15 protein-coding genes are annotated in these 16,431 nt (G+C 68.6%); 10 read left to right on the top strand and 5 right to left on the bottom strand.

Annotation, left to right across the window (positions count from 1 at the left end; translation table 11 throughout):
• Nucleotides 1–260 precede the first annotated feature (260 nt).
• Complete coding sequence (locus Hrr1229_RS07700) at nt 261–1,046, bottom strand: IclR family transcriptional regulator (protein WP_123113439.1); 786 nt, start codon at nt 1,044–1,046, stop codon at nt 261–263.
• Nucleotides 1,047–1,202: 156 nt separating this feature from the next.
• On the opposite strand from Hrr1229_RS07700, the gene Hrr1229_RS07695 reads away from it, so the two are divergent.
• Together Hrr1229_RS07695 and Hrr1229_RS07690 are read left to right on the top strand one after the other, a co-directional pair.
• Complete coding sequence (locus tag Hrr1229_RS07695) at nt 1,203–2,450, top strand: MFS transporter (protein WP_123113440.1); 1,248 nt, start codon at nt 1,203–1,205, stop codon at nt 2,448–2,450.
• 108 nt (nt 2,451–2,558) lie between these two features.
• Nucleotides 2,559–3,518, top strand: coding sequence for a D-2-hydroxyacid dehydrogenase (locus Hrr1229_RS07690; RefSeq protein WP_123113441.1), 960 nt, complete (start codon nt 2,559–2,561; stop codon nt 3,516–3,518).
• 33 nt (nt 3,519–3,551) lie between these two features.
• Here the strand turns inward: Hrr1229_RS07690 and Hrr1229_RS07685 are convergent, their stop codons facing one another.
• From Hrr1229_RS07685 to Hrr1229_RS07675, 3 genes are all read right to left on the bottom strand, one after another.
• Complete coding sequence (locus Hrr1229_RS07685; RefSeq protein WP_123113442.1) at nt 3,552–4,712, bottom strand: acyl-CoA dehydrogenase family protein; 1,161 nt, start codon at nt 4,710–4,712, stop codon at nt 3,552–3,554.
• A gap of 122 nt (nt 4,713–4,834) precedes the next feature.
• Complete coding sequence (locus Hrr1229_RS07680; RefSeq protein ID WP_123113443.1) at nt 4,835–6,052, bottom strand: mandelate racemase/muconate lactonizing enzyme family protein; 1,218 nt, start codon at nt 6,050–6,052, stop codon at nt 4,835–4,837.
• Nucleotides 6,049–7,158, bottom strand: coding sequence for a mandelate racemase/muconate lactonizing enzyme family protein (locus tag Hrr1229_RS07675; protein ID WP_123113444.1), 1,110 nt, complete (start codon nt 7,156–7,158; stop codon nt 6,049–6,051). The genes Hrr1229_RS07680 and Hrr1229_RS07675 overlap by 4 nt, the downstream gene beginning before the upstream one ends.
• Nucleotides 7,159–7,250: 92 nt before the next feature.
• Between Hrr1229_RS07675 and Hrr1229_RS07670 the strand changes: the two genes are divergently transcribed.
• From Hrr1229_RS07670 to Hrr1229_RS07635, 8 genes are all read left to right on the top strand, one after another.
• Nucleotides 7,251–8,570 (top strand): DUF362 domain-containing protein, encoded by a 1,320-nt coding sequence (locus Hrr1229_RS07670; protein WP_123113445.1) that lies wholly within the window; start codon nt 7,251–7,253, stop codon nt 8,568–8,570.
• A gap of 90 nt (nt 8,571–8,660) precedes the next feature.
• On the top strand, nt 8,661–9,449 hold the full coding sequence (locus Hrr1229_RS07665) for an SDR family oxidoreductase (protein WP_123113446.1): 789 nt from the start codon (nt 8,661–8,663) through the stop codon (nt 9,447–9,449).
• Entirely contained in the window at nt 9,446–9,793 is a 348-nt protein-coding gene (locus Hrr1229_RS07660) for a cupin domain-containing protein (RefSeq protein ID WP_123113447.1), read from the top strand. Before Hrr1229_RS07665 ends, Hrr1229_RS07660 begins: the two co-directional genes overlap by 4 nt.
• Nucleotides 9,794–9,800: 7 nt before the next feature.
• Complete coding sequence (locus tag Hrr1229_RS07655; protein ID WP_123113448.1) at nt 9,801–10,622, top strand: fumarylacetoacetate hydrolase family protein; 822 nt, start codon at nt 9,801–9,803, stop codon at nt 10,620–10,622.
• An 87-nt stretch (nt 10,623–10,709) separates the two neighbouring features.
• Nucleotides 10,710–11,138, top strand: a complete 429-nt coding sequence (locus Hrr1229_RS07650) for a universal stress protein (RefSeq protein ID WP_123113449.1) — start codon at nt 10,710–10,712, stop codon at nt 11,136–11,138.
• Between the two features lie 111 nt (nt 11,139–11,249).
• On the top strand, nt 11,250–12,386 hold the full coding sequence (locus Hrr1229_RS07645; RefSeq protein WP_123113450.1) for a TAXI family TRAP transporter solute-binding subunit: 1,137 nt from the start codon (nt 11,250–11,252) through the stop codon (nt 12,384–12,386).
• Between the two features lie 85 nt (nt 12,387–12,471).
• Nucleotides 12,472–14,463 (top strand): TRAP transporter fused permease subunit, encoded by a 1,992-nt coding sequence (locus Hrr1229_RS07640; protein WP_123113451.1) that lies wholly within the window; start codon nt 12,472–12,474, stop codon nt 14,461–14,463.
• On the top strand, nt 14,460–14,702 hold the full coding sequence (locus Hrr1229_RS07635; protein WP_123113452.1) for a hypothetical protein: 243 nt from the start codon (nt 14,460–14,462) through the stop codon (nt 14,700–14,702). The genes Hrr1229_RS07640 and Hrr1229_RS07635 overlap by 4 nt, the downstream gene beginning before the upstream one ends.
• Nucleotides 14,703–14,793: 91 nt before the next feature.
• On the opposite strand, the gene Hrr1229_RS07630 is transcribed toward Hrr1229_RS07635, so the two are convergent.
• A complete protein-coding gene (locus tag Hrr1229_RS07630; protein ID WP_123113453.1) occupies nt 14,794–16,266 on the bottom strand; it encodes an acetyl-CoA hydrolase/transferase C-terminal domain-containing protein in 1,473 nt (490 codons plus the stop codon).
• Between the last annotated feature and the right edge of the window lie 165 nt (nt 16,267–16,431).

The raw sequence follows: 16,431 nt of genomic DNA, 5'->3' as shown, positions 1-16,431 counted from the left end.
CTGGAAGTTTACTCTGTTCGGTATATTCTTGACGTGTCATAGTTATAAACTAAACTCGAGGCGGAGCGCCGTCCGAATCCGTGAGGACCGACTCGGTGTCGGTCGGAGCCGGTCGCCGTCGCAGTCCGCTCAGAATAACAACAGTACTCGTGTTAGTTGAGAGCGCGGCAGCGGCGTGAGTTCGTAACCGCCGGCGAGCGAAGCGATGTATTCGAGCATATCGAACGACGTAGAGGCTCGCGGACGACCGCAGTTCGGCGCTACGAGTACGCGATGTTGAGCTCGAGCTCGTTCGCCGCGCCGAGCAGCAGGTCGGGGAGCTCGGACTCGAGCCGCTCCCCGTTCAGCCGGTGGGAGGGGCCGGTGACGCTGAGTCCGCCGATAACCTCGTCGTCCGGGCCGCAGATCGCGACGCCGACGGCGTGGGTCCCCCGGAGCGACTCCTCCCTGTTGAAGAAGTAGCCGCGCTCTCGGCCCGCCTCGATCTCGGCGCGGAGCTCGTCCGGGTCGGTGATGGTGTGGTCCGTCACGGGCTCGAACGCCATGCGTTCGAACATATCGGACAGCTCGGGCTCGGACAGCTCGGCGAGGATCGCCTTCCCGGCCGAGGCCGCGTACAGCGGGATGCGACTCCCGATGCCGGGATCGGTGCGGACCGCCTGGTCCCCGACGGCGCGGGCGAGGTACACCGCCTTGCCGTGTTCCTCGACGAAGAACTGGGCGCGCTCCCCGGTGACCTCCGCGATCTCCTCGACCTTCTGGCGCACGAGGTCGTAGCCGCAGTAGCCGCTTCGGGCGGTGACGCCGATCTCGAGGAACCGAAGTCCGACGTGGTAGCCGTCGTCGCGCCTGACGACGTAGCCGAGGTCCTCCAAGGTGTGGAGGTGCCGATGGACCGTGCTCTTCGCGTAGTCGAGCTCGGCGGCGAGCTCGGCCAGCGACGCGCCGTCGGCCTCGACGAGCCGTTGCACGACGTCGAACATCGTTTCGGCGGTGCGAACCGTGTCTGCGTCCCCCGATACGGCGTTATCCCGCGTTTCGTTCATAATCGATGATCGGACTCCAGCCATATAAGCGTTCGAAGGAGTCGAACGCATATTCGACAGCCGAACGCGCGATCGCGGCGGTGGTCGATCCGACCCGATCCCCGAGCGACTGCCACAACGCGTAGATTTAATCCGGGCGACCGTCTGCGACCGAGCGTGGTATCGCCCTCGTCGATCGCGGGAGCCGACTCGGAGATCGTCCGGGAGCGACCCTTCCAGCTGCTGCTGCTCATCAACGTGCTCCCGCCGCTCGGCACCGCGCTCCTCTCGCCGGTGCTCGGCTCGCTCGTCGAGCCGCTGGGCGCGTCGACGGCGAACATCGGGCTCATGATGTCGGCGTTCACCGCGCCGTCCATCGTCGTCATCCCGATCGCGGGCGTGATCTCCGACCGGTACGGGCGGCGGCCGGTGCTGCTCTTCGGGCTCGTCTGGTTCGGGCTCACCGGTACCGCAATCGCGTTCGTCTCCACCTTCGCCGCGGCGCTCGCGCTGCGCGCGCTCCAGGGGATCGGCTTCGCCGCGCTCACGCCGATCATCATCACCAGCCTCGGCGACCTGTACGCGGGGACGAAGGAGGCGACCGCGCAGGGGCTCCGGTTCACCGGGTCGGGGCTCTCGCAGACGGCGTTCCCGCTGGCCGCGGGCGTCCTCGTCGGGCTGGCGTGGCAGTACCCGTTCCTGCTGTACGCCGTTGCCTTCCCGATCGCGGCGGTCGTCTACGTCTACTTCGAGGAGCCGCTGGACGAGGCGGCCGACGAGGAGTCCGAGGGGGTCCGGGCGCAGATCGGGGACATGCGCGCGCTGGTCGCGCACCGGCGGGCGTGGACCATGGTCGTCGCGCGGGGGAGCGCGAACGTCGCGTGGTTCGGCTTCCTCACGTACAACTCGATCCTCGTCGTCGACGTGCTCGGCCACACGCCGGCGGAGGCGGGGATCCTCGCGGCGCTCGCGAGCCTCACGTACGCGCTCGCGGCGTCGCAGGCCGGCCGGGTCGCCGACGCCTTCGACGACCGGCTCTACCCGCTCGTCGCCACGAACGCGTCGATGGGCGCCGGCCTGGCGCTCGCCTTCCTCGCCCGGTCGTTCGCGGTCGCCGCCGTCGGCGTCGCCTTCATGGGGATCGGCTTCGGGCTCGTGCTCTCCATCTACCGGAGCGTCATCACGACGCTCCCGCCCGCGGACTTACGCGGCGGCCTCGTCAGCCTCGGCGAGGGGAGCGGGCGCGCGGCGGCCACCGCGACCCCGGTGATCATGGGCGTCGCCGTCGCGGTCGCGACCGGACCGCTCGGGTTCGAGACGGCGGTCCGCGCGGTCGGCGCGGGCGCGGGGGCCGTCGGCGCGGGCGTCGGGATCGCCTGTCTCCTCCTGATGAGTGCGTCGCCGCCGATCCGGATAGACGGCTAGCCGCCGGAGGCGACCCCGCGGCGTCGGCTTGCAACTCCACGGCGTCGACCCGCGACCCCGACCGCCGCCACCCCGAGAACTTTGGCGGCCGACCGCGACGCGTGGACCATGTCCACCATCGACGTCGCGGTGCTCGACCACGACGCGCACGGGATCCCGGCGGCCGACTACGTGGAGATCCTCGACCGTCGCCTCCCGGACCGCGAGGTGCGGCTCGCGGCGACCCCCGACGAGCACGACCGCTACGTACGGGAGGCGACGGTGATCGCCGGGAAACACATCGACGCCGAGGAGGCCGCGAGCGCCGAGAACCTGCGGCTGTTCGCGTGTAACGCCGCCGGCGTCGACCACCTCCCGCTGGACGCGCTCGCCGAGCGCGGCGTCGCGGTGACGAACGCCTCCGGGGTTCACGGCCCGAACGTCGCCGAGCACGTGCTCGGCTGGGTGCTGGCGTTCGCGCGGCGACTCGACGAGGGGCGCCGCCGTCAGCGACGCCGGGAGTGGCGCCGCTTCCAGTCGTTCACCGAGCTCGCCGGCAGCACCGTCACGGTCGTCGGCCTCGGCTCGATCGGGGAGGCCGTCGTCGAACGGTTCGCGGGGTTCGACGTCGACACGGTCGGGGTCCGTCACACCGTCGCGAAGGGCGGCCCGACCGACGAGGTGGTCGGGTACGACGACCTCCCGGACGTGCTGCCGCGGACGGACGTGCTCGTCCTCGCGTGTCCCCTGACGGAGACGACCGAAGGGCTGGTCGGCGAGGCCGAGCTCGACACGCTGCCGGCGGACGCGATCGTCGTCAACGTCGCTCGCGGCGGCGTGATCGACACGCCGGCGCTCGTGGACGCGCTCCGGGCGAACGCGCTCCACGGCGCCGCGCTCGACGTCACCGACCCGGAGCCGCTCCCGAGCGACCACGACCTGTGGGGGTTCGAGAACGTCTTCATCACGCCCCACGTCGCGGGCCACACGCCGAACTACTGGGAGCGGTGCGCCGACATCCTCGTCGAGAACCTCGAACGGGTCGACGAGACCGGCGAGTACGAGGGGCTGCGGAATCAGGTGGCCTGAAACGGCGCCGTCGAAAAACCGGAGCGGACCGAACTACTGGTACGCCTGCATCCCGGTGATGTCCTCGCCGAGGATCAGCGTGTGGATGTCGTGGGTGCCCTCGTAGGTGTACACCGTCTCCATGTTCGCCATGTGGCGCATCGGCGAGTAGTCGGCGGTGATCCCGTTCCCGCCGAGCATCTCGCGGGCGATCCGCGACTGGTCGCGCGCCATCCGGACGTTGTTGCGCTTGGCCATCGAGACGTGTTGCGGCCGCATCTCGCCCGCCTCCTTGAGGTCGGCGAGCCGGTGCGCGAGCAGCTGTGCGAGGGTGATCTGCGTCGCCATCTCCGCGAGCTTCTGCTGTTGCATCTGGAAGCCGCCGATCGGCTTCCCGAACTGCTCGCGGTCGGTGGCGTACTCGCGGGCGACCTCGAAGCAGTCCTGCGCGGCGCCGACCGCGCCCCACGCGATGCCGTAGCGGGCCTGCGTGAGACACGACAGCGGCCCCTTCATCCCCTCCACGCCGGGGAGGCGGTTCTCGGCGGGGACGCGGACGTTCTGGAGGCTGATCTCGCCCGTGATCGACGCGCGCAGGCTCAGCTTCTCGTCGATCTTGTTGGTGGTGACGCCGTCGCGGTCGGTCTCGACGAGGAAGCCGCGGACCGGGGTGCCGTCCTCGGTGTGGTCCTTCGCCCAGACGACGGCCACGTCCGAGATGGGAGAGTTCGTGATCCACGTCTTCGAGCCGTTGAGGACGTAGCCGTCGCCGTCGGCCTCGGCGCGCGTCTCCATCGCGGAGGGGTTCGAGCCGTGCTCCGGCTCGGTGAGCCCGAAGCAGCCGACCGCCTCGCCGGTGCCGAGCTTCGGCAGCCACTCCTCCTTCTGTGCGTCGCTGCCGAACGCGTGGATCGGGTACATCACCAGCGCGCCCTGGACGCTCGCCATCGAGCGGAGCCCGGAGTCGCACGCCTCCAGCTCGCGCATTAGCAGGCCGTAGGCCGTCTCGCTGACGCCCGGCAGGCCGTAGCCTTCGAGGTTCGGCGCGTAAAATCCCATCTCGCCCATCTTCGGGATAATCTCCTCGGGGAACGTGCCGTCGATCCAGTGTTGCCCCATGTCGTCGATCTCGCCCTCGATGAACGACCGGGCGGAGTCGACGAGCAGCCGCTCCTCCTCGGACAGGGTCGACTCCATGTCGAAGTAATCGAGCATACGATCGCTTGCGATCCCAAGGATAAATAAGTATACTCTCGCTCGCCGAGCGGTCGGGAGCGTGCGGCGCCGCGGGCGCCGAGGAGCGCTCGGGGCGATCCCCGAGAACGCCCGAGACCGCCTCAGAACCCGTCGGTTCCCTCGAGCAGGTGCTCCTCGACGACGTCCATATCGAGCTCGATCCCGAGGCCGGGCGCCTCCGGGACGTCGATACGGCCGTCCTCGATCAGCGGCTCGTCGCGCGCCAGCAGGTCGTCCCACCAGTCGACCTCCAGCGCGTGGTACTCAAGCAGGTCGAAGTTCGGCGTGGCGGCGCCGAGGTGGACGCAGGCCATCGTCCCCACCGGGCTACAGACGTTGTGCGGGGACAGCGGCATGTAGTTCTCCTCGGCGCGGTCGGCGATCCGCATCGTCTCCGTGAGCCCGCCGACCGTCGCCGGGTCGGGGGTGACGATATCGACGCCGTGCTCGTAGATCAGGTCCGACAGCTCGAAGACGCGGAACCGGTTCTCGCCGGTCGCGACCGGGGTCCGCGTCGCCTTCGTCACCTCCTTTTGCGCCTCCATGTTCTCCGGCGGGATCAGGTCCTCTAACCACATCAGGTCGAACTCCTCTAACTCGTGGGCGAGCCGCTTCGCGCTCTCGACGGAGTAGTCCCAGTGGCAGTCGAACGCGAGGTCGATATCGTAGCCGATCTCCTCGCGCACGGCCGCGACGATCTCCCGCTTCTCTCTGATCGCCGCGTTCGTCAGGCGCCCGTTGTACGGGTCGTTCTCGTTGTCGGCCGGCAGGTCGAGGTCGAACTTCAGCGCGGAAAAGCCCATGTCGGTGACGCGGGCGGCCTCGGCGGCGTACGCCTCGGGGGAGTACGCCTCGGCGTCGGCGTAGGCGGTCGCGCCGTCCTCGACCGCGTACGCCTCGCCGGCGTGGCAGTCGCAGTAGAGCCGCACCTCGTCGCGGTACTTCGATCCGAGCAGCTGGTAGACGGGGAGCCCGAGGATCTTCCCGGCGGCGTCCAGCAGCGCGATCTCGATGCCGGAGGCCGCGGTGACGACCTTTCCGGTCGTGCCGCCGTGGCCCGACATCTCCTGGAAGATGTACCGGACGAGCCGCTCGACGTCGAGCGGGTTCTCGCCGACGAGGAACCGGTTCGTGTACTCGACGAGCTCCGGGACGCCGCCGCCGCGGTACGCCTCGCCGATCCCGGTGACGCCGGCGTCGGTCTCCACCTTGATCAGGTTCCACTCGAAGTTGCCCTCGACGACGCAGGCGTCGAGGCCGGTGATCTGTACGTCTCGGTCCGGGTCGCGGGTGTCGATCTGGTCTGAGTAGTCTCTCATTCGTCTTTGAATCGCTGCAGCGCGTCTTTATCCAGCGGGACGCCGTGGCCAGGGCGGTCCGGCAGTTCGATGGTCCCGTCGTCGCCGGGCGTCACGGGATCGGCAACGACGTCGTCGAACGCCTTCACGTCCATGTCCCGGTAGAAGTACTCCACCCAGAGGCCGTTCTCGATGGCCCCGAGCAGGGAGGCGTGGATGTTCCAGTTGTAGTGGGGGGCGATGGGGATGTCGTACGCGGAGGCGTGGTTCGCGATCTTCAGCCACTCCGTGATCCCGCCGCAGACGGTGACGTCGGGCTGGAGGATCGTCGCCGCGCCCGTGTCGGCGAGCCGGGCGAAGTTGTGGCGGGTCCCCTCCAACTCGCCGGTGGCGACGGGGTAGTCGATCCCGTCGTTCACCTCGGCCATCGTGTCGACGCGGTCGATCATGACGGGCTCCTCGATGAAGTACGGGTCGTGCGGCGCGAACGCCCGGCAGTTGCGGAGCGCCTCCGTCGTCGACTCCCAGACCCCGTTGGCGTCGAGCAGGAGGGTGCGCTCGTCGCCGATCTCGTCGCGCACGGCGGCGACGCGCTCGGCCTCCTCCGCGGCCGACAGGCGCCCGACCTTCATCTTCACCACGTCGTGGCCCTCGTCGAGGTAGCGCCGCATCTCGCCGCGGAGCGCCTCGTGGCCCTTGTCGTCGCGGTAGTAGCCGCCGCTGGCGTACGACGGCACCGACTCGGAGTGCCCGCCGAGCAGCTTGTGGAGGGGCATCTCCGCCGCCTTCGCCTTCACGTCCCAGAGCGCGATGTCGACCGTCGAGATGGCGCGCAAGAAGAGGCCGGTCCGGCCGATCTGGACGTTCCCCTCGTACATCTCGTGCCACAGGCGCTCGGTGTCGCGGGGGTCCTCGCCGACGAGCAGCGGTTCGAGCAGCGACTCGACCGCGTCGGCGATGAGGCCGGCTCCCTCGTACCCCAGCGAGTAGCCGACCCCCTCGTGGCCGGTGTCCGTCCGCACGTACGTGATCGCGTGGTCCCGGTAGGTGAGCGTCCGGTTGGAGAAGGAGACGGGCGACTCCAGCGGCAGCTTGATCGGGAACGACTCGACTTCGGTGATCTCCATGCGTGCAGCGGCGTCACACGGCTTTAAGTAGGCGGTTGTATCGGCAAGGTTCTCACCCGCCGTTTTTGTGTCGGCGGCGCGAGGGCCCCCACATGGAGTTCCCCGACCGGTCCGACGTCGACGGCCTCATCGACCCGCAGCCGCTCCCGGAGTTCGCGCGGGTGCGGTACGAGCCGCGGACGGAGCGCCTCGACGACCCCGTCGGGGCGGCCCGGGAGGCGCTCGACGCGCTCGACCTCGACGGGCTCCCCGCGGGCGCGACCGTGGCCGTCGGGGTCGGCAGCCGCGGGATCGACCGGATCGACGAGGTCGCGGCGGCGGTCGTCGACCGGCTCGCCGAGCGCGGCCGCGACCCCGTCGTGGTGCCGGCGATGGGCAGCCACGGCGGCGCGACGCCCGAGGGACAGCGCGAGGTGCTCGAGGCGCTCGGGATCACCGAGGAGACCGTGGGAGCACCGATCGACGCGCGCATGGCGGCCGCGGAGCTGGCGACGGTCGCGGTGGGCGACGCCGACATGCCGGTGTACTTCTCCGAGGCGGCGCTGGAGGCCGACGCGGTCCTCGTGATAAACCGCGTGAAGGCGCACACCAACTTCACCGGACCGGTGGAGAGCGGGCTCGCGAAGATGACCGTCGTCGGGCTCGGCAAGCAGCGCGGCGCGAAGTCGTTCCACTCGACGGCGATCGCCGAGGGGTACGTCGAGGCGCTGACGGCCGCGCTCGACGTCATCGAGCGGGAGACGCCGCTCGTCGGCGGGATCGCCTTGGTGGAGAACTTCGAGGAGGAGATCGGACACCTGGAGGCCGTGCCCGCCGGGTCGTTCCTCGACCGCGAGCCGGAGCTGTTGGAGCGCGCGTACGAGGAGATGCCGACGCTCCCGATCGACGACGTCGACCTGCTCGTCGTCGACGAGATCGGCAAGGAGATATCGGGCGCCGGCATGGACACGAACGTCATCGGACGCTACCGCGTCCTCAACGCGCCCGACCCCGAGACGCCCGACATCGACCTCATCTACGTCCGGGGGCTCACCGAGGCGACGAAGGGGAACGGCAACGGGATCGGGCTCGCCGACCTCACTCGTCAGTCCGCGGTCGACCAACTCGACCTGAAGAAGACGTACGCGAACGCGCTCACCAGCGGGTCGCTCTCGAAGTCGAAACTCCCCGTGGTGGCGCCCGACGACGAGTTCGCGCTCCGGACCGGGCTGGCGGCGCTGGGGGGCTACGACCCCAAGACCGTCCGGATCGTCTGGATCCGGAACACGCAGGACCTCGGGGAGCTCCGCGTCTCCGACGCCGCCGTCGACGACCTCCCGGAGGCGGCGACGGTGGTCGGCCGCGAGACGGTCGCGTTCGACGACGGGACGGCGGGGTTCGAGGACGAACCGGCGGACGGTTCGGGCGCGTGAGCCCGCCGGCGACGCGTCGGGGGCGTCCGCCCGGCCCGCCCCCTTGCCTCTAGGGAAACGTTTTCACGCCGCACTCCGGTTGAGTGAGGCATGGACCTACAGATCGACGGGAACGCGGCCCTCGTCACGGCATCGTCCAGCGGACTCGGCAAGGCATCGGCGAAGGCGCTGGCCCGGGAGGGCGCAAACGTCGTCATCAACGGCCGCGACGAGGAGCGGCTCGCGGACGCCAAGGAGGAGGTCGAGGCGGTCGCGACCGGCGAGGTCGTCGCCCACTCGGCGGACCTGACCGACGCCGACGAGATCGCGGCCTTGGTGGAGGCGACCGTCGACGAGTTCGGCACGATCGACCACCTCGTGACCAGCGCGGGCGGCCCGCCCTCGGGCTCCTTCCTCGACACCGACGACGAGGACTGGCAGCACGCCTACGACCTGCTCGTGATGAGCGTCGTCCGGCTGGCGCGCGAGTCGCACCCGCACCTCACGGAGGGCGACGGCGGCACCATCGTCAACATCACCTCCCGGAGCGTGAAGGAGGCCATCGACAGCCTCGTGCTGTCGAACTCGGTCCGGATGGGCGTCATCGGGTTAGAGAAGACCCTCTCGAAGGAGTTCGCCCCGGAGGTACGCGCCAACGCCGTCCTGCCGGGCCCCCACGAGACGAGCCGCATCCGCGACCTCGTCGAGGCCGCCGTCGAGCGCGGCGACTACGACTCCTACGAGGAGGGGCTCGACGACTGGGCGCAGAACCCGCTCGAGCGCATCGGCGACCCGATGGAGCTCGGCAACACCGTCGCGTTCCTCTCGTCGCCGAAGTCCGGGTACATCAACGGCACCGCGCTCCCGATCGACGGGGGATCCACCGGGGCGAACTTATGAAGCCGGTCGCGTTCGACGAGGCGGAGACGTACGAGCCCGACGAGGGGTGGCGGCGCGTCTCGATGGCGGGCAGCGACCAGTTCTCCTTCGAGTGGTTCGAGAAGCCGCCGGGCCACAGCTCGCCGATGCACGACCACGAGAACGAGCAGGTCTGCCTCTGCCTCGAGGGCGAGCTCATGGTCGCGACCGAGGACGACTCGGTCACCCTCCAGAAGAACGACTCCGTCCTCTTGGAGTCCAACGAGGCCCATCGAGTGGAGAACACCGGCGACGAGCGCGCGGTCGGGCTCGACGTGTTCGCGCCCGGGCGCTCGTTCGACTTCTGGACGGACCGCGAGGAGTGATCGGCCGATGAAGTACCTCGCACGCACGGCGACCGGCGACCCGCTGCTCGGCGACGACGAGGGGTACGTCCCCCTCGGCGCCGTCGAGCCGGACGTAGAGAGCGTCCGCGAGGCGCTCCCGCGGGCGGCAGCGGGCGACCTCGGCGACGTCGCCGACGCGACCGCCGACCCCGTCCCAGCGGAGGACGTGTCGTTCGGCGCGCCCCTGGCGTCGTTCGGGAAGCTGTGGGGGATCGGCCTGAACTACGAGGAGCACGCCGGCGACCTCGACGAGGAGCGCCCCGAGGAGCCCGCGAGCTTCATGAAGCCGTCGTCGGTCCTGACCGGCCCAGGCGGCCCGATCCGGCTGCCGCCGGCGTCGCAGAGCGAGCGGGTGACCGCCGAGGCGGAGCTGGCCGTCGTGATGGGCCGGACGTGCCGGAACGTCGACGAGGCCGACGCGGACGAGGTGGTGGCGGGCTACCTCCCCGTGATCGACATGACGGCAGAGGACGTGCTCCAGCGGAACCCGCGGTTCCTGACGCGGGCGAAGAGCTACGACACGTTCCTCGTGCCCGGCGCCGCGCTCGCGGTGCCGGAGGAGCCGCTCGACCTCGAGGGGCTCTCGGTGCGGACCGAGGTCAACGGCGAGGTGCGGGCCGAAAACGAGATCCGGAACATGCTGTTCCCGCCGGCGGAGATCGTCTCGTTCCACTCCGACGTGATGACGCTGGAACCCGGTGACCTGTTCAGCACGGGGACGCCCGGCGCGGCGCCCATCGACCCCGGCGACGAGGTGCGGGCGGTCGTCGAGTCGATCGGGACGGTCGACGCGCCGGTAACGCGGTAGGGGTTCGGCGTCCGACGCCAGTCGGTCGCGGCCCGACCTCTCCGACGGCAGGCACTTTTATTACGCGTTGCTCGGTTAGGTGCTCGTATGTACCGCGTACTGCTCCCCGTCGGAGGGGACGCCGGGAACGTGTTGTCCGCAGCCGACGCCGTCACGTCGCTGCCGAACGCCGCCGACGAGGTTGAAGCAGTGATACTCAACGTCTACGAGGGGTTCGAGGTCAGCGGCGAGGCCGGCCGCGTCGACTCCGAGGACGTGTGGGACGAGGAGAACTACCCAGAGAGCGTCGACGCCGTCGAGGACCGGCTGGCGGAGGCCGGCGTCGAGACGACCAGGCGGCGCGAGCACGGCGACCCCGCGGAAACGATCAGCGAGGTCGCCGCGGAGCTCGACGTCGACAACATCACCATGAGCGGACGGCGACGGAGCCCGACCGGGAAGATGCTGTTCGGGAGCACGACCCAGTCGGTGTTGCTCTCGGCCGACCGCCCGGTGACGGTGATCATCGACGAGTAATCCGACGCACGCAACGTGTTCGGCAGTTTTCACGAGGCGGAATATTCCTCCGGTTTAAACTGAAACAAACAGATACATTGTTAACGGTAGCCCGAATTGTCATGGTTGAGCATGGCAGATAGCTCGATCAATCGACGCAAGTTTTTGTACGGCACGGGCGCGGTAGGCATCACCGGACTCGCCGGCTGTAGCGGTGGGGGAGACGGTGGAGATGGCTCCGACGGGTCGGACGGCTCCGACGGGTCGGACGGCTCCGACGGCTCTGACGGCTCCGACGGCGACGACGGGTCGGACGGCGGCAGCGAGGAACTCTCGCTCCGAGTCGGGACGTCCGCCGGCGGGACCCAGGACGTCGGGCTCGCCGTCGAGCGCGCCGTCAGTCAGGAGAGCGACACTCTCGACTACTCGACCATCGAGAGCCCCGGCTACATCGGGACCATCTACCGGATGGCGCAGAACCAGTTCAACGCCGGCATCACCGACAACAACTCGCTCAACAAGGCGCTCGACGACCGCGGCCGATTCTCCGAGCAGTCGGTGTCCAGAATCCCTCAGTACGGATTCGGCGCGTTCCCGTACAGCATCTACGTCGTCGCCCGCGACGGCACGGGGATCGAGACGTTCGACGACCTCGCCGGCGCGAACGTCTATCCCGCCGAGCCGGGGTACTCGACGCGCGCGACGACCCTCGACGTCTGGTCGCAGGATCCGACCGCGGACGTCTACGACCAGATGAACATCCAGAACATGGGCGTCGGTGACGCGCCCGGCGCGATGGAGGAGGGGACCATCGACGCGTCCATCGCGTACGGCGCGCCGGGCGTTCGGTACACCGGCTTCGTTCAGGAGATGGCCTCTCGCGTTGACCTCCACTACGTCGAACCGACGGACGCGCTCATCGAGTCCGCGAACTCGTACTCCGGCGCCGGTACGACCCGGACTCCCTACAGCGACTGGCAGATCGCGGGCACGGACATCGGCACCGACGAGGTGTTCACCTGGGACCTCGAGGTCAACTACACGTTCAACCCCGAAGCCAATCCGGACGCCGTCTACGAGCTCTGCCGCGTCGCCCACGAGCACAACGACGTCGTCAACAACGGCGAAGCGCAGTTCAACGACTACGACTCCGCCGAGGAGATGCTCGCCTACGCGCAGGAGCGCATCCCGGTCCACCCCGGTGCCGTCCAGTACTACAAGGACAACGACGCCTGGGACGACAGCCTCCAAGAGGGCGACACGGCGTAACCTCTCCCAGCTGGCGTAATTCCGACTGGCGAAGCGGAATCCAACTAATATTAATATTTTACTACAAACAAACCCACACCCAAACATGGATACACAATCCGAACAACAGACCGGTCCCGCGGGGTGGCTACGAGGCCTCGACGTCAGCGTCACGCTCACAGCCGTCCTGTTCTGGGTGACCGTCCTCTGGTGGGCGTCCACCCAGCAGTGGTCGACGGTCAAGTACGCCGTGCTGTTCGTCGGCGGCATCATGACGGTGTACGCCCTCGACGAAACCCGCGAATCGCTCGAAGAAGGCAGCCGGATAGACGCCTTAGTGTTGCTACCGTCGGCCGGCGTACTCATCACGGCGTCGTTTTACTTCTTCCTGAACTTCGAGATGGTGTATCTCCTGCGTCAGGGGTTCGCCAGCGAACACGAGTACATGCTCGCGCGGCTCATCATCATCTCGCTGCTGTACCTCACGTGGCGCGAGTTCGGGAACCTATTCCTCGGACTCGTCATCAGCGTGATGCTGTACGCGATGTTCGGCGACGCCGTTCCCGGGGTCCTCGGACACGCCGGGATGAACCAGCTAACCCTCCTCCAGGCGACGGTCACGGACCTGTACGGGTTCTACGGCTCGCTCACACAGCTGACGGCGTCGTGGATCGCGCCGTTCCTCCTGTACGCCGGACTGCTGTTCGCGTACGGCGCGTTCGACCTGATCCTCCGGCTGGCCATCGTCGCGGCCGGCCGCATCCGCTCGGGCGTGGCACAGACGGCCGTGCTCTCTTCTGCGGTCATCGGCTCCATCAACGGCTCGTACACGGCGAACGCCGCCATGACGGGGTCGTTCACGATTCCGACGATGAAAGAGAGCGGGATGTCCGGCCACCGCGCGGCCGGCATCGAAGCCGTCGCCTCGACCGCAGGACAGGTGCTCCCGCCGGTCATGGGCGCCTCCGCGTTCGTGATGGCGTCGTACCTCGGCGTGGCGTACCTCAACATCGTCGTCGCGGGGCTGGTCCCCGCGGCGATCCTGGTCACGTCGATCGCCATCGCGGTCCACTACACCGCGATTAGCGACTCCAGCGATCAGGACATGGAGTTCTCGGAGTTCTTCGACGAGACGCTCTCGCGCAACGAGAAGATCGCCGAGGCGCTGCGGTTCGGCATCCCGTTCGGCGTCCTGATCTACTACCTCGGCTTCGCCCAGTACACGGTGATGACGTCGGCGATGTACACCGTGTTCGCGATGATACTCACAGGCGTCCTGATGCCGCCGCTCCAGCGGCTCGTCGACGGTTCGGACGTCTCGCCGGCCTCGGAGTTCGTCACGCAGGTCAAGAACACGATTCACGGCTTCCGGCGAGGCGCCATCATCCTCGCGCCCATCGCCATCATCCTCGTGGTCATCAGCGGCGTCGTGAACCTGTTCTCGACGACCGGCGTTCCCGCGAAGATCGCGCTGTTGATGATCAACCTCTCCGGCGGCATCCTGCTGTTCGCGGTGTTGCTCGGGATGGCCGTCGCCATCGTAATGGGCGTCGGGATGCCGACGGTGGCCGCCTACGTCATCGTGGCTATCCTCATCGTCCCGACGTTCGTCTCCGAGTTCGGCGTCGCGGAGATCACCGCTCACTACACGATGTTCTACGCGGCCATCCTGGCGGGCATCACACCGCCGGTGGCGACGGCGGCCGTCGTCGCGGCGGGTATCGCGGAGGCGAACTTCTGGCGGACCTGCGGAGCGGCGCTGAAAATCGCCGCGCCGCTGTTCGTCCTCCCCGTCGCGTTCGTCTATAACCCCGCTCTGATTTCGATGTCTCCGGGACTCAACACGCTCTTCGTCGGCCTCCTAGTCGTGATGGGCGCCATCTCCATCATCTACGGGCTGAACTACCCGTTCGAGATGTCCGTCGGGCGCAAAATGCTCGCCCGGAGCGCGCTCACGGTGCTCGGCGTGCTCGTCATGACGTACCCGATGGTGCTCGCGAAGGTCGCGGGCATCGTCGTCTTCGCCGCCGTCTTCGTCGCTGAGAAGGTGATGGTCCGCGGGCTCGAGAACCCTCTCGGGAAGGAGGTGAAACAATGAGCTCCCAACAGGAAGCCCCCGAAGACCAGGTCGACACGTCAAACGTCGGCGGCCTCGAAGAAGTCGTTCCGGATCCGCTGATGCCGGTCTGGCGCCGCATCGAGCTGATTCAGGACTTCCGCAGAACCCACGGCGACACCTACGTGACGGTCCTAGAGATACTGACGGCGATCGCACTGGCCGTCGGCTACGGCTGGTGGGTGTTACTCTACTTCACTGGCGGCGGCGTCAGCCTGTAGCCGACCGTCCCCGTTTCTCACACCCGTTCGTTTCGCCGCCGACTCCGACTGTGAAACAGCGTGTGGAACCGCAGAATAGCGGGCCCGCTCGTTACTCGTGCCACTCGGCCGCGCGCTGGACGTCGTGCGGGATGTGGTTGTCCTGCTCGCGGACGTCGTCGAGGTACGAGCGCAGTTCGGGCGCGAACTCGGGGTGCGCGCAGTTCTCGATGATGCGCTCGGCGCGCTCGACGGGCGACAGCCCGCGGACGTCAGCGACGCCCTGCTCGGTGACGAACACGTCGACGTCGTGTTCGGTGTGGTCGACGTGGAACGTCATCGGGACGACGCGGGAGACTTCGCCGCCCTTCAGGGCCGACGGAAGTGCACAGACCGTCACCAAGGAGTTCCGGTTGAAGTCCGCGGAGCCGCCGACGCCGTTGATCATCTGCTTGCCGCCGACGTGCGTGGAGTTGACGTTCCCGTAGATGTCGAACTCGATGGCGCTGTTGACGCCGACGACGCCGAACTGATCGATGACGCCCGGGTGGTTCGAGACGTCCGCCGGCCGCAGCACGACGTCCTCGGCGTACCGCTCGACGTTCTCGAAGAGTCGCTGCTGGCCCTCGTCGGTGAGCGCCATCGACGTCGCGCTCGCGCACTCCAAGCGGCCGTCGTCGAGCATGTCGAGCAGGCCGTCCTGGATGAGCTCGCCGAAGTAGACGACGTCGCGGCCGCCGAAGTCGAGCTCCTTGAGTTCGCCCATCAGCGCGTTCCCGAGCGACCCGACGCCGAACTGGAGGTGGACGGCGTCTTCGAACACCGGCGAGCGCTCCATCTCGGCGTCGAGGAACGCTCCGAGGTTCTCCGCGATGGCGAGGTCGTCGTCGGTCGGGTCGCGGAACGTGTACGTGGAGTCCGCGATGTCCGTCTCCACGACGCCCGCCAGCTTCTCGGGGTCGAAGCTGACGTGCGTGGTGCCGATGCGCTCGCCCGGGTCGGAGATGGGGACGGGGTCGCGGTTCGGCGGCGCGTCCGGGCGGTAGATATCGTGGAGCGCCTGCAGTTCGAGCGGCTGGCGGCGGTTCAGCTCCACGTACAGCCTGTCGGCCGCCTCCACGAACGCAGGCACTTGGCCGAGCGACGTCGACGGCACGAACCAGTCCTCGCCGACGGCGACCGCTTCGACGATCGCGACGTCGGGGTCGACCATCCCGCCGTGCTGGACCTCGTCGCCGATCGAGGAGGCGTTCCGGTCGCTGAACGACACCTCGCGACGGTTCGTCAGGTCGCGGGCGACCCGGGAGGACTGGTAGGAGAACCGGCGCTCGACGGCGCCGGACTCCACGAGGTCGACGTCGATCTCGTCGCCGACGTTCCCGCTGGCGACCAGCGTGAGCGACAGGCCGCGGGGCGACGACGCCAGCGCGAGCGGGATCGCCTTCGGGTAGCCGACGCTGCCGAAGCCGCTCGTGAGCACCGTCGCGTCGGGGTCGAGCGCGGCGGCCGCCGCCTCCGCGTCGACGGTCGGCACGTCGTCGTGGAGCCGGTGCTCGACCGGCCGCCGGTCGGGACCGCGGCTCATCGACTCCTCCGGTCCGAGGTGGCGGAGCGCTCGCGAGGGGCGGGGCGCTCGCGAGGGGCAGTGCGACCGTCGGTGGCGACCCGAACGGGGACGCCGCGAATCGGGGGGAGCGGGTGGAGTGTCATGGTTCTGAGAGCGGGACGCGCCGCGCGGGAGCGGCGGCTC

The organism is Halorubrum sp. CBA1229 (assembly GCF_003721435.2).
GTDB lineage: Archaea > Halobacteriota > Halobacteria > Halobacteriales > Haloferacaceae > Halorubrum.
This window is presented reverse-complemented; position numbering and strand designations above follow the sequence as displayed.